The sequence below is a fragment of the Streptomyces sp. genome (assembly GCF_031181705.1).
Taxonomy (GTDB): Bacteria; Actinomycetota; Actinomycetes; order Streptomycetales; family Streptomycetaceae; genus Streptomyces.
Genome location: NZ_JAPSKN010000020.1, coordinates 19,264 through 32,707, shown reverse-complemented (window position 1 = coordinate 32,707; position 13,444 = coordinate 19,264). Strand labels below are relative to the sequence as shown.

At 73.0% G+C, this 13,444-nt stretch carries 9 protein-coding genes; 5 read left to right on the top strand and 4 right to left on the bottom strand.

The window, feature by feature from the left end; genetic code table 11:
- Nucleotides 1-236: 236 nt before the first annotated feature.
- The gene (locus RIN80_RS06855; RefSeq protein WP_309094594.1) at nucleotides 237-2,072 is read left to right on the top strand and encodes a glycoside hydrolase family 15 protein; all 1,836 of its coding nucleotides are present in this window, start codon (nucleotides 237-239) and stop codon (nucleotides 2,070-2,072) included.
- A gap of 3 nt (nucleotides 2,073-2,075) precedes the next feature.
- Here the strand turns inward: RIN80_RS06855 and RIN80_RS06850 are convergent, their stop codons facing one another.
- The gene (locus RIN80_RS06850; protein WP_309094593.1) at nucleotides 2,076-3,038 is read right to left on the bottom strand and encodes a hypothetical protein; all 963 of its coding nucleotides are present in this window, start codon (nucleotides 3,036-3,038) and stop codon (nucleotides 2,076-2,078) included.
- A gap of 187 nt (nucleotides 3,039-3,225) precedes the next feature.
- Between RIN80_RS06850 and RIN80_RS06845 the strand changes: the two genes are divergently transcribed.
- Nucleotides 3,226-3,438 carry a cation transporter gene (locus RIN80_RS06845; RefSeq protein ID WP_309094592.1) on the top strand — a complete coding sequence of 71 codons (213 nt, stop codon included), beginning with the start codon at nucleotides 3,226-3,228 and terminating at the stop codon, nucleotides 3,436-3,438.
- 3 nt (nucleotides 3,439-3,441) lie between these two features.
- The gene (locus RIN80_RS06840; protein WP_309094591.1) at nucleotides 3,442-5,685 is read left to right on the top strand and encodes a heavy metal translocating P-type ATPase; all 2,244 of its coding nucleotides are present in this window, start codon (nucleotides 3,442-3,444) and stop codon (nucleotides 5,683-5,685) included.
- Here RIN80_RS06840 and RIN80_RS06835 read toward each other — a convergent pair.
- Both RIN80_RS06835 and RIN80_RS06830 read right to left on the bottom strand, forming a co-directional pair.
- Entirely contained in the window at nucleotides 5,591-6,355 is a 765-nt protein-coding gene (locus tag RIN80_RS06835) for a class I SAM-dependent methyltransferase (RefSeq protein WP_309094590.1), read from the bottom strand. The two genes, RIN80_RS06840 and RIN80_RS06835, sit on opposite strands and share 95 nt — an antisense overlap.
- A complete protein-coding gene (locus RIN80_RS06830; protein ID WP_309094589.1) occupies nucleotides 6,352-7,695 on the bottom strand; it encodes a SidA/IucD/PvdA family monooxygenase in 1,344 nt (447 codons plus the stop codon). The genes RIN80_RS06835 and RIN80_RS06830 overlap by 4 nt, the downstream gene beginning before the upstream one ends.
- 84 nt (nucleotides 7,696-7,779) lie before the next feature.
- Here RIN80_RS06830 and RIN80_RS06825 point away from each other — a divergent pair, with 84 nt between their 5' ends.
- Together RIN80_RS06825 and RIN80_RS06820 are read left to right on the top strand one after the other, a co-directional pair.
- On the top strand, nucleotides 7,780-8,733 hold the full coding sequence (locus RIN80_RS06825; protein ID WP_309094588.1) for a methionyl-tRNA formyltransferase: 954 nt from the start codon (nucleotides 7,780-7,782) through the stop codon (nucleotides 8,731-8,733).
- A 125-nt stretch (nucleotides 8,734-8,858) separates the two neighbouring features.
- A complete protein-coding gene (locus tag RIN80_RS06820) occupies nucleotides 8,859-9,869 on the top strand; it encodes an iron-siderophore ABC transporter substrate-binding protein (RefSeq protein WP_309094587.1) in 1,011 nt (336 codons plus the stop codon).
- A gap of 69 nt (nucleotides 9,870-9,938) precedes the next feature.
- On the opposite strand, the gene RIN80_RS06815 is transcribed toward RIN80_RS06820, so the two are convergent.
- Nucleotides 9,939-13,442 (bottom strand): amino acid adenylation domain-containing protein, encoded by a 3,504-nt coding sequence (locus tag RIN80_RS06815; RefSeq protein ID WP_309094586.1) that lies wholly within the window; start codon nucleotides 13,440-13,442, stop codon nucleotides 9,939-9,941.
- Between the last annotated feature and the right edge of the window lie 2 nt (nucleotides 13,443-13,444).

Below are 13,444 nucleotides of genomic sequence, written 5' to 3'. Positions count from 1 at the left end.
CGGTGCGACCGCGGGGCCCGGCGGGCCGTCGGCGGGTGCCCACACTGCGACCGCGGGGCCCGGCGGGCCATCCGCCGGCCCCACGGGATGTCCGCGTCCCCCAGCAGGCCGACACCGGTCCCCACCGAGTGACCACGACCCCGGGGGCCGTCCCCCGGTCCCCACGGCGCGACGGCGGTGCCGGGCCGGCCGTCCTACGCTGGGGCTGAGGCGCGTACCGGGGCAGGGAGGCTGTCATGGGCGGAACGGCACAGGACCGGGGCGGGCCGGGCGGGCGGCGGTACGTGCCGATCGCGGAGCACGGGCTGATCGGCGATCTGCGCAGCGTGGCCCTGGTGGGGACCGACGGCACGATCGACTGGTACTGCTGCCCCTCCTTCGACGCTCCGAGCGTCTTCGCCGCGATCCTGGACGCCGAGCGCGGCGGCTGCTTCGAGCTGGCGGCGGCCGTGCCGGCCCGGACCAAGCAGTTCTACTTCCCCGACACGAACGTGCTGATCACCCGGTTCTTCACCGAGGACGGCGTCGGCGAGGTGCAGGACTTCATGCCGGTCGGCGGCGGGCGGGCCGAGGCCGAGCGGCACCGGCTGATCCGACGGGTGGTGTGCGTGCGCGGCTCGATCCCGTTCCGTACGCGTGTGGCGCCGCGGTTCGACTACGGCACCCGGCCGCACACCGTACGGCTGACCGGCGAGGCGGCCGTCTTCCAGGCCGGGCGGCTGTCGCTCGCGCTGACCGCGACCGTGCCGCTGGAGGCCGACGGGCCGGACGTGCGCGGGGACTTCAAGCTCTCCGAGGGCGAGTCGGCGGTGTTCGCGCTGGACAAGGTCGGCGGCGACGTGACGCCCCGCCGGTGCGCGCACACGGAGGCCGAGGAGCAGTTCACTGCGACCGTGGCCTACTGGCGGCGCTGGCTGTCGGCGTCCCGGTACAAGGGCCGCTGGCGGGAGATGGTGCACCGCTCGGCGCTGACCCTGAAGCTGCTCACCTACGCGCCGACCGGGGCGATCGTCGCCGCGCCCACGACGAGTCTGCCGGAGCGGCTCGGCGGCGAACGCAACTGGGACTACCGCTACGTGTGGGTGCGGGACGCGGCCTTCTGTGTCTACGCCCTGCTCAGGCTGGGCTTCACCGGGGAGGCCGAGGCGTTCATGCGGTTCGTGTCCCGGCACATCAGCCCCGGGGACGGCACGCACTCCGGTCCGCTGCAGATCATGTACGGCATCGACGGGCGCACGGAACTGCCCGAGCGGGAGCTGGACCACCTGGAGGGCCACCACGGTTCGGCGCCGGTCCGGGTCGGCAACGCGGCGGCCGACCAGCTGCAGCTCGACATCTACGGCGCGCTGATCGACTCGATCTACCTCTACGACAAGTGGGCCCAGCCCGTCTCCAGCGACCAGTGGGACGACGTGTGCGCCCTGGTGGACTGGGTGTGCACGCACTGGGACCAGCCCGACGAGGGCATCTGGGAGACCCGGGGTGGCCGCAGGAACTTCCTGTACTCACGGCTGATGTGCTGGGTGGCGATCGAGCGGGCCATCCGGATGGCCAACCGGCGCGGGCTGCCCGCCGACCTGCCCCGCTGGCGGGAGTGCCGCGACACGATCTACCGGCGGATCATGAGCCGGGGGTGGTCCGAGCGGCGCCGGGCCTTCGTGCAGCACGAGGACGGTGACGTGCTGGACGCGGCCGTGCTGATGATGCCGCTGACGAAGTTCATCGCCCCGACCGACCCGAAGTGGCTGTCGACGCTGGACGCCCTGACCGAGGAGCTGGTGTCCGACTCGCTCGTCTACCGCTACGACCCGCGCTCCAGCCCCGACGGACTGCGCGGCGACGAGGGGACGTTCTCCATCTGCTCGTTCTGGTACGTCGAGGCGTTGGTGCACGCCGGCCGGATCGACGAGGCGCGTCTCGCCTTCGAGAAGATGCTGACCTACGCCAACCATCTCGGCCTGTACGCCGAGGAGATCAGCCACACCGGGGAGCAGCAGGGCAACTTCCCGCAGGCCTTCACGCACCTCGCGCTCATCAGCGCGGCCTTCAACCTGGACCGGGCCCTCGGGTGAGGCTCAGTGTCCGTGGCCGTCGTCCGTGTGCCCCTCGGGGGTAGCGGGGCCCCCGGCTGGGGCTCCCCCGGCCCGGACGGTGAACGCCGCCGTGTGGACCTCGCCGTCGTGCCGGAAGTCGAGGAACAGGCGGTAGGAGCCGGCGCTGGGGGCCGTGGCCGTGAACGAGATGTCCGGGCCGGGCCGGGTCTTGCCGTCGCCGGGTTCGCCGTTCGGATGGACGTGCAGGTACGCGAGGTCTCCGGAGCGCAGGGCGACCAGGTGGCCGTAGGCACCGAGGTAGGGCTGGAGGTCGGTGACGGGCTTGCCGTCGCGGGAGACCTTCAGTCTCAGGTCGCTCGCCCTGCCGGGGCGCAGGGCGCCGGCCAGTTCGACCTCGTAGCCGTTGGTCCCGGCGGTGGTGCTCGGTGCGGGCAGTTCCTGCGGCCGGTACGGGCCGGAGGCGGCGAGGTCCGCGCCGAGGGTGAGGTTCTTCGCGTCCTTCTTCGCCGGGGTGAAGTCGGCGAAGACGCGGTAGCCACCCGCTCGGGGCAGGTCGACGGGGGTGCTCCAGGTGCCGTCGGCGGCACGGGTGGGGTGCAGGTGACGGTAGGTGGTCAGGTCGCGTGAGGCGACGATGAGGTGGAGTTCCTTGTCGTGTTCGCGCTGGTAGGCGGTGACCGCGCGGCCACCGCTGTCCCGGACGGTGAAGCGCAGGTCGGCTCGCTGCCCGGCGGTGACACTCGGGGTCTTCAGGTCGAGGGTGTAGCCGTCCTCGGAGATCTGCAGCCCGCCGGCCGGGGGCGCGCCGTGCCCCGCGTGCCCGTCGCCTTCCGCGGACGGGGACGAGGGCCGGGCGTGCGCGTCCTCGTGCTTCGGCGGGTCGTCGGCGACTACGGGGCCGACGCCCTGGCCGACGCCGTAGGCCGTGCCGAACGTGGCGGCCAGGGCGGCGGCGAAGGTGGTGATCTTCAGTCCGGTGTTCATGGCCTTCGGCTCCTTCGGGTACCGGGCCTCCCGCTCGGACGCGGGGCCTTCACGCAGTTCACAATACCCCCGGGGGGTACCAAGTCAAGTCGTTCTCCCGCTTGCATCCTATACCCCTAGGGGGTATATCTGAAGTCGGTGCGGGAATACCCCCGCCCCGTATTCACCGATCCCCCGGGAGGCTCCCATGCCCGCCACCACCTACGCCGTGTCCGGAATGTCCTGCGGCCACTGCGAGGCCACGCTCACCAAGGTCATCGGCGAGCTGGACGGCGTCAGCGGCGTCGAGGTCGATCTCGGCACCGGCCGCGTGACCGTCACCAGCGCCGCCGAGCCCGACGACGCCGCGATCGCGGAGGTCGTCGACGAGGCCGGCTACGAGCTCACCGGGAGGGCCTGAGCCATGAGTACGGGCACGACGACCGGCACCGAGGTGGAACTCGCCATCGGCGGCATGACCTGCGCCTCCTGCGCGGCGCGCATCGAGAGGAAGCTCAACCGCATGGAGGGGGTGAGCGCCACCGTCAACTACGCCACCGAGAAGGCGAAGGTCAGCTACTCCGGTGAGGTGTCCGTCGGCGATCTGATCGCCACGGTCGAGGCGACCGGGTACACCGCGCAGCAACCCGCGCCCGAGGAGCCGCCCGGCGAACCGGCCGCCGGGACCGACGAACTCCGGCCGCTGCGCGAGCGGTTGGTCACGGCCGTGGTCCTGGCGGTGCCCGTCGTGGCCATGGCCATGATTCCGGCCCTGCAGTTCGAGTACTGGCAGTGGCTGTCGCTCACACTGGCCGCGCCCGTCGTGACGTACGCGGCGTGGCCCTTCCACAAGGCGGCCTTCGTCAACGCCCGGCACGGCGCGGCCACCATGGACACCCTGATCTCGGTCGGCACGTCGGCCGCTTTCCTGTGGTCGCTGTGGGCCCTGTTCTTCGGCACCGCGGGCGCACCGGGCATGACGCACCCCTTCGAGCTGACCGTCGAGCGCACGGACGGCGCCGGGAACATCTATCTGGAGGCCGCCGCGGGCGTGACCGCCTTCCTCCTGGCCGGGCGGTACTTCGAGGCCCGCGCGAAGCGCAAGGCGGGCGCGGCGCTGCGGGCGCTGCTGGAGCTGGGCGCGAAGGACGTCACCGTCCTGCGGGACGACGGCCGTGAACAGACCGTCGCGGTGGGCGAGTTGCGGGTCGGCGACCGGTTCCTGGTCCGGCCCGGGGAGAAGATCGCCACCGACGGGACGGTGGTCGAGGGGTCCTCGGCCGTGGACGCGTCCATGCTCACCGGCGAGTCCGTGCCGGTGGAGGTGGGCACCGGGGACCCGGTCACGGGTGCCACGATCAACGTCGGCGGCCGGCTCGTCGTGCGCGCGACGCGCGTCGGGGCCGACACCCAACTGGCCCGGATGGCCCGGCTGGTGGAGGACGCACAGAACGGCAAGGCCGCCGCGCAGCGCCTCGCGGACCGGATCTCGGCCGTGTTCGTGCCGGTCGTGATCGCCCTGGCGCTGGGCACGCTGGGCTTCTGGCTCGGCAACGGCGCCGGGCTCACGGCCGCCTTCACCGCCGCGGTCGCCGTCCTCGTCATCGCCTGCCCGTGCGCCCTGGGCCTGGCCACCCCGACCGCGCTGATGGTCGGCACCGGGCGGGGCGCCCAGCTCGGCATCCTGATCAAGGGCCCGGAGGTGCTGGAGTCCACCCGCCGCGTCGACACCGTCGTCCTCGACAAGACCGGCACCGTCACCACCGGCCGGATGACCCTGCTGGCCGTGCACACCGCCGACGGCACCGACGCGGCCGAGGTGCTGCGGCTGGCCGGGGCGCTGGAGCACTCCTCCGAGCACCCGATCGCCCGGGCCGTCGCCGACGGGGCGCTGCAGAAGCTGGGCACCCTGCCCGTGCCCGAGGACTTCGCGAACCTCCCCGGACTGGGCGTCCAGGGCGTCGTCGACGGCCACGCGGTGCTGGTCGGGCGGGAGCGGCTGCTGGCCGAATGGGCGATGGAGCTGCCCGGAGGACTGGCGCGGGCCCGGGCGGCGGCCGAGGACGCCGGGCGCACCGCCGTCGCGGTCGCCTGGGACGGCGAGGCGCGGGCGGTGCTGGAGGTCGCCGACGCGGTGAAGGAGACGAGTGCGGAGGCGGTGCGGCGGCTGCGTGCGCTGGGGCTCACGCCCCTGCTGCTGACCGGCGACAACAGGGCCGTCGCCGAGTCGGTCGCCCGCGAGGTGGGCATCGGTGAGGTCATCGCCGAGGTGCTGCCGCAGGACAAGGTCGAGGTCGTCAGGCGGCTGCAGGCCGAGGGCCGTTCGGTCGCCATGGTCGGTGACGGGGTCAACGACGCGGCGGCCCTCGCCCAGGCCGACCTCGGGCTCGCCCTGGGCACCGGCACGGACGCCGCGATCGAGGCCGGCGACCTGACCCTCGTCCGGGGCGACCTGCGGGCCGCCGCTGACGCCATCCGGCTCGCCCGCCGCACCCTCGGCACCATCCGCTCGAACCTGTTCTGGGCCTTCGCCTACAACGTGGCCGCCCTGCCCCTGGCCGCGGCCGGCCTGCTCACCCCGATGATCGCCGGGGCGGCGATGGCCTTCTCCTCGGTCTTCGTGGTCGGCAATTCCCTGCGGCTGCGCACCTTCCGCGCCGCGAGCTGACGCGGAGGCCGGTCAACGGGCGGTGCCACACCAGCGTGTAGCGCCAGAACAGACGGCGGCGCAGGCGCGCGCCGGGCAGGACGGCGCGCGCCTCGCGGGCGATCTCGGGGAAGGTCATGTCCGCCGGCCGGGTGGGAGCGGACAGCGCGACGGGGCGCGGTGCCCGGCGGCCCCGGTTCCGCAGCAGCGCCATGACGACGTTGAGCGGCACCGACGCGAAACCCAGCAGGTGGTCGACCGGGGTCCGCGCCCTGTGCAGACCGACGACCACCAGGGTGCCGCCGGGGGCCAGGCGGTCCCGGAAGGCTTCCAGGGCTTCGGTGAACGGCAGATGGTGGAGCGCGGCGACGCAGGTGATGACGTCGAAGGACCGGTCGGGAAGCCCGGCCGGCGCGTCCGCCACCGTGTACGTCACCGGGGCCGCCGCGCACGTCAGTTGGCGTGCCCGGGCCGTGATCGCCGGGTCGGCGTCGATCCCGTGTACGCGCCCGGCCCGGGCGGCCAGCAGCCGGACGAGGTCGCCGCTGCCGCACCCCACGTCCAGGGCGCTGTCCACCCGCGCGGGGAGGTGCCGCAGGATCCAGGAATGGAAGCGGGCGTTGTGGTCCCAGGGGCGGGCTGCGTGGAATCGGTCGAGGGCGCGCAGGACCCGGTGAGGCGGGAAGGTCATGCCCCCGGTTCGGCACAGGGGCGCGATCGGCCGCCGTGCCGGTCCAGCAGGGAGCGGTGGATCTCCCCCGCGCGGATCGCCGTCGTCGACAGCAGGGTCGAGGTCAGGCCGTGGGTGTGTTCCGTGCCGCCCTGGAGGTAGATGCCGGCCGTCACGTCCGGGGCGGTCTCGGCGCGGTGGTCGCGTCGGACGCGGATGGCGTCCTCGTCGTCGCGCAGGCAGACCTTCGCCGCCTCACCGAGCAGCGTGGTGAGGTCCCGGGGGCGGTAGCCGGTCGCGTGCACGAGCACGTCGGCCTCCAGCACCCGCTGCTCCCCGGTCGGCAGGAACTCCACCACGACGTCCAGGGAGCCGTCGTCACGCGTGCGGACGTCCCGGATGCGGGAGACGTTGAGGAACCGCAGCCGCTCCCGGCCGGTGACCTTCTCCTGGTAGGAGGTCGCGTACAGGGCCTCGATGAGGTCCATGTCGACGACGGAGTAGTTGGTGGAGCGGTGGTAGTCGAAGAGGGACTGTTTGACCTCGGAGGGTGCGCCGAAGTACACGTCCACCGCCTGCGGGTCGAAGATGCGGTTGGCGAACGGGCTGTCGTCGGCCGGGGTGTAGCCGTACTTGGCGAAGACCGAGCAGACCTCGGCCTCGGGGAAGGAGCGGTGCAGGTAGTCGACCGTCTCGGCGGCGCTCTGGCCCGCGCCCAGGACGACGGCGCGGCGCACCGGCGTGCGGCGGCCCCGCAGTTCGGCAACCCGGGGCATCAACTGGCTGTTGTGCCAGACCCGTTCGGACAGCTCGACCCCGGGCGGCACGTGCGGCTCCAGGCCGACGGCGACGCTGAGGTCGCCGGCGCGGTACCTCACGCCGGAGTGGCCGCAGACCACGTCGAAGCCGGTCACGGTGCCCGACGCGTCGCGCACCGGGTCGACGGCGGTCACCTCGCGGTCGTAGGCCACCAGATGCCGCACGCGGGCGGCGGCCCACTCGAAGTACTCGTGGAACTCCACCCGCAGTGGGAAGAGCGTCTTCTGGTTCAGGAAGTCGATGAGCCGGCCGCGTTCGCGCAGGAAGCACAGGAAGCTGTAGTCGCTGGCCGGATCGCGCAGGGTGACGAGGTCCTTGAGGAACGACACCTGCATCGTGGCGTCGTCGATGAGCATGCCCCGGTGCCAGCCGAAGCCCGGCTGGCGTTCCAGGAAGAGGGCGTTGAGCCGGCGCTCCGGCGGGACTCCCGCGTTGTGTTCCTCGATCGCTATGGCCAGGGCGAGATTTGACGGCCCGAAGCCTACTCCGAGGACGTCGTAGGTGGTGTCCGTGGTGTCCGATCCCGTGAGCGGTGAGTTCACCGTGGCATCGCCTCCCTCAGGCAGCCACATGTTAGATAAGGTTAGCCTTACCTTGCAATGGAGCCGCCGGAGAGGGAGAACCGCATGCGCGTCGCCATGTTCGGCTATCAGACCTGGGGTCACCGCACGCTCCAGGCCCTGCTGGACTCCGACCACGAGGTCACCCTCGTCGTCACCCACCCCAAGAGCGACCACGCCTACGAGAAGATCTGGGACGACTCCGTCGCCGAACTCGCCGCGAAGCACGACGTCCCCGTCCTCCTGCGCAACCGGCCGGACGACCCCGAACTCCTCGACGCGCTGCGGGCGGCCCGCCCGGACCTCATCGTGGCCAACAACTGGCGCACCTGGCTGCCCCCGGAGGTCTTCGACCTCCCTCCGCACGGCACCCTGAACATCCACGACTCGCTGCTGCCGTCCTACGCCGGCTTCTCGCCGATCATCTGGGCACTCCTCAACGGCGAGGAGCGCGTGGGCGTGACCGCGCACCGCATGAACGGCGAACTCGACGCCGGAGACATCCTGGTGCAGCGCGCGGTGCCCGTCGGGCCGCAGGACACCGCGACCGACCTGTTCCACCGCACCGTCGACCTCATCGCCCCGATCGTGCGCGAGTCCCTCGGCCTGATCGCCTCCGGGCGGGACGCCGGGCGGTGGCTGCCCCAGGACCGCGCCCGGGCCAGCTTCTTCCACAAGCGCTCCGAGGAGGACAGCCGCATCGACTGGACCTGGCCCGCCGAACGGCTGGAACGGCTGGTGCGCGCCCAGTCGGACCCCTATCCGAACGCCTACACCTTCCACCGCGGGCAGCGCCTGCGGATCACCTCGGCCGCCGTGTCCGAGGGCCGCTACGGCGGCACACCCGGGCGGATCTTCATCCGTGAGGGCGACGGCGTGGTCATCGTGGCCGGCCCCGAGGCGCACACCGGCCGCTGCCCGGGGCTCGTCGTCCGGCGGCTGCGCACGCAGGACGGCACGGAGTGCGCGGCGAACGACTACTTCCGCGCGATGGGGGGGTATCTGACGGCGCGTCCGTAACTGACGCTCCCTCATACAGGGGCGGACGAACGGAGATTGTCCGGAAAGCGTTGCTGAGGTAAGGCTTACCTTGCTTTACTGGCGGCCGTATGACTCCTGCCTGTACCCGGCGACAAGGGACGCACATGCCGAGAAAGTTCCTCACCACCCTTCTCACCGTCACCCTGGCCGCCGGGTTGGCAGCCTGCGGTTCCGTCGAGGACGACTCCGCCCCGTCCTCCGGCGACGCGAAGGCGGACGCCTCGTCCGCCTTCCCCGTCACCGTCAAGCACAAGTTCGGCAGCACGAAGATCACCAAGGAGCCCGAGCGGATCGTGGTGATCGGCGACGGCGGCACCGACGACGTCGACGCCCTGTACGCGCTGGGGGTCACGCCGATCGCCGTCTCCAAGGACGCCTTCGCCGCCGACGGGGTCCACCCCTGGCTGAAGGACCGGGTCGACACCGAGAAGACCAGGCTGCTGAACACCATGAACGGGGTGGACTTCGAGGAGGTCGCGGCGCTCCGCCCCGATCTGATCCTCGCCACCTCCGACTTCACCCTGGACAAGAACTACGAGAAGCTCTCCGCGGTGGCGCCGACCATCGGCTACGAGACGGCGTGGGGCAAGCAGACCTGGCAGGAGCACGTCCGGGTGGTGGCGAAGGCCGTCGGCAGACAGGAGCAGGCGGACAAGGCCGTCAGGGAGACCGAGGACAGCATCGCCGAGGTCAAGGCGGAGCACCCCGGGCTGGCGGGCAGGACCTACAGCCTGTCCATCGGCAACACCCCGGCCAGGATCTACACCATCGCCTCGGAGGACGACTTCGCGGCGAAGCTGATGAGCGAGGTCGGGCTGAGCCTCACCCCGTCGGTGAAGAACATCAAGACGGTCAGCGGCAGCCCCACCGGTGAGCTGTCCTTCGAGCAGCTCGACAAGCTCGACGCGGACCTGGTCGTCATCGCCTTCACCACACCGGAGCTGAGGAAGGCCTTCGAGTCCAGCGCACTGGTGAAGAACATGTCCGCGGTGAAGAAGGACCGCTACGTCGTGACCGACGTGGCGACCATCAGCCAGCTGCGCAGCCCGTCCGTGCTGGGCATCCCGTGGGCGCTGGACAACCTGGAGACCGGCTTCGCCAAGCTGGACGAGTAGTCCGGGCGGTGTCCCGCGGGGGGATCGGAGCGGCAGGGTGCCTCACGCGCCCCGCCGCTCCGGCCTCCGTCAGGTGTCGCGCAGCGCCGAGTCGACCTCCTCCGCCGACATGCCCTCGATCTCCAGGTGGAACGCGGCGACCTGTTCCAGGCGCCCCGGGACGTGCTCCTCGGCGGCCAGCCGCTTGGCCATGCCGCCCGGCGTGAGGGTCGCGAACAGGGCGCGCACCGACACCTCGGAGGTGTCCAGGGCCTCCCGCAGCCGGCTCACGATCACGGTGGCGAGCACCGAGTCCCCGCCGAGGGCGAAGAACCCGTCGTCGAGGCCCACGTGTGCGGCGCCGAGGACGTCGGCCCACACCCGGGCGACGACCGTCTCCAGGGCGCTGCCGGGTGCCCGGTGCCCCTCCTCCCCCGGCCCGCGCGTCTCCCACAGCGCCCGGACGGCCCGGCGGTCCAGTTTGCCGTTGGCGGTGAGCGGCAGCTCCGCGGCGACGGCGATCCGGGCCGGGACCATGTGCGGCGGCAGCACCGCGCGCGCCCACCGCCGCAGCTCCTCCTCCGTCGTGCCCGGACCGGCGGCCACCGCGGCCGCCAGCTGGACTCCGGGGCCGTCCGTCAGGCCCGCGACGGCGCGCCGCACCGCCGGGTGCCCGGCGAGTCCCGTCTCCACCTCGCCGAGTTCGATGCGGAAGCCGCGCAGTTTCACCTGGTGGTCGCGGCGGCCGAGGAACTCCAGCGTGCCGTCCGGCCAGTAGCGGGCGAGGTCGCCGGTGCGGTACCAGCGCACGCCGTCGGCCTCGGTGAACTTCGCGGCCGTGCGCTCCGGGTCGCCCCGGTAGCCGAGCGCCAGGCCGTCCCCGCCGATCCACAGCTCGCCCGGCACCCAGTCGGGGCAGTCCCGGCCGCGCGGGTCGACGACCCGGCAGCGCACGTTGCGCAGCGGGGTGCCGTACGGCACGGCCCGCCAGCGCGCGGGCACCCGGGCGTCCGCGACCTCGCAGACGGTGGAGTGGATGGCGGTCTCGGTGGTGCCGCCGAGGCCGGCGAACCGGCAGCCGGGTGCCCGCTCGGCGAGCCGCCCGGGCAGGTCGGTGCCCACCCGGTCCCCGCCCAGCAGCACCGCGCGCAGTCCGGCGAGTTCACCGGGGCCGGTGGCCAGGAGCAGCATGTCCAGCAGCGGCGGGACGCAGTTGAGGAGCGTCACCCGGTGCCGGCGCACCAGCTCGGCCCACGGCCGGGCCTCACGGCGGTCGGCCTCGTCGACCAGCACCACCGCGCCGCCCGCGCTCAGCAGCCCGAACACGTCGTAGACGGAGAGGTCGAAGTCGAGCGCGGACAGGGCGAGGCAGCGGTCGGCGGGGCCCACGGCGAAGCGCGCGTCGAGGTCGTCGATGGTGTTCATGGCCGCCCGGTGCGGCACCTCGACGCCCTTGGGCTCGCCCGTGGAGCCGGAGGTGAACAGGACGTAGGCGACCTGTTCCTCGTCCACCGGGACGGGTGCGGGCAGCGGGTCGTGACGGAGCGCGTCCGGGACGGCCAGGCGGTCCCCGGCCGCGGGGTCGCCCGGGGGCCGGTCGGTGGACCTGTCGGTGAGGGTGAGGCGGTGGCCGGCGGTGGCGCGGATGCGGTCGCGGCGGGCGGGGGGCTGCTCGACGCCGACCGGTACGTACGCGGCCCCGGCGGCCAGCACGCCGAGGACGGCGGTGATCTGGCCGGGTCCCTTGGGGAGGCTGACCGCGACGGTGTCGCCCGGCCGAACTCCCCGCGCCGCGAGGGCGGCGGCGCAGCGCAGGGCCCGGTCCGCCAGCTGACCGTAGGTCAGGGCGCCTTCCGTTCCCCACAGCAGGGCCGGCGCGTCGGGCCGCTCGGCCGCGCGGGCGAAGAAGCCCTCGTGCAGGAGGCGGTGGCTGCGGGGGGCGTCGGTGGCGTTCACCGCCCTGCGCACCGCCGACTGCTGCACGGGCAGCAGGGCGGGGACCGGCCGGTCCCAGACGTCGTCCTCGGTGCCGAGCCGGGTGACGAGTCCGTGGAACGCGGCGAACATCGCGTCGACCAGCCCCGCGGGGAAGGCGTCCTCGCGTACGTCCCAGTTGACGAGCAGTCCGCCGTCGACCTCGGTGACCTGGGCGTCGAGCAGCACCTGCGGGCCCTGCGAGACGATCCACACCGGGGTGCCGAAGGAGTCGCGCACATCCGCGTCGAACAGCTCTCCCAGGTTGAGGGCGCTGGTGAACACCACGGGCGCGAGGACCTGTTCACCGCGCTGCCGGGTCAGGTCGCGCAGCACCTCCACCCCGGAGTAGTCGGCGTGCGCGGCATCGGTGTGCATCCGGTCCTGGAGCCGGCGGGCGTGCTCGGTGAACGAGGCCGGCTCGGCCAGGTCCACGTCGAGCAGGACCGAACTGGTGAAGTCGCCGACGAGCAGGTCGGTGTCGGGGTGGGCGCCGCGACGGTCGAACATCGGGACGTTCAGCAGGAAGCGCGGCTGACCGCTGTGGGCGGCCAGCACCTCCGAGAAGGCGGTCGCGACGGCCATGGCGGGGGTCAGCCCGTGCTGGTGGGCGCGGGCGGCCAGGCGCCGCTTCTCCTCCGGCGGCAGCCAGTGGTGCCGGCGCGTCACCCGGGTCGGGTCGGCCCGTTCCGCCTCGGGCACCAGCGGCAGGTCCGGCGCGCTGGGCAGCTCGGGCACCCGCCTGCGCCACCACTGCTGCGCCTGCTCCCGGCTCAGCCGCCGCAGCTCGGCCCGCTCCGCCAGGTAGGCGGGGTAGCTGGTGCGGATCGGTGGCAGGGCGGCGCCGGGGTCGCGGTAGAGCTGCGCGAGGTCGGAGAGCAGGACGCGGTAGCTGAGGGCGTCCGCGGCGAGCATGTCGACGTCCACGTGCAGCCGGCTGCGGCCCTCGGGGAGCAGGGAGAGTCGCACGGAGAACACCTCGCCGGCGGCGACGTCGAGGCGAGCGTGCGAGGAGGAGTGCCGGACGTCCTCCAGTTCGGCCGCAGCGGTCTCGTCGTCCAGGTCCCGCAGGTCGTTGACGGCCGTGGCCGGGCGGGTGAGTTCGGGCAGGATCTGCTGGCGGCCGTCGTCGGTGAACCGGGCCCGGAGCATGCCGTGCCGCCGGGCCAGGGCCCGTACGGCGGTGTCGAGCCGTTCCGGGTCGACACCCAAGCCGTCGAACTCGACGTACAGATGGGCGGCGACGGAGCCGAGGGTGGTGTCGTCGCCGCGGCCGATCCAGTAGGCGTGCTGCATCACGGCGAGCGGGAAGGGCTCGCCCGGTTCGGGGGCCGGGGCCTCGGGCGGGACTTCGGCCCGGGCCTCGGTGGCCGGCTCGGCCGAGGCGGGGGCCCGGGACGCGAGCAGGGATCGCCAGGCGCGCAGGGTGGGTTCGCGCGCGAGTTCGGCGAAGCCGACCTTGACGCCCCGCCTGCGCCAGGAGCCGGCGATCCTCATCAGCGTGATGGAGTCCAGGCCCCAGGCGATGAGGCTGTCGTCGTCGCCCGGCGGGGTGCCCGGGCCCAATGTGTCGGTGACCGTACGGAGCAGCTCGTCCGCGGTCGGGGGGTGCTGCGTCACCG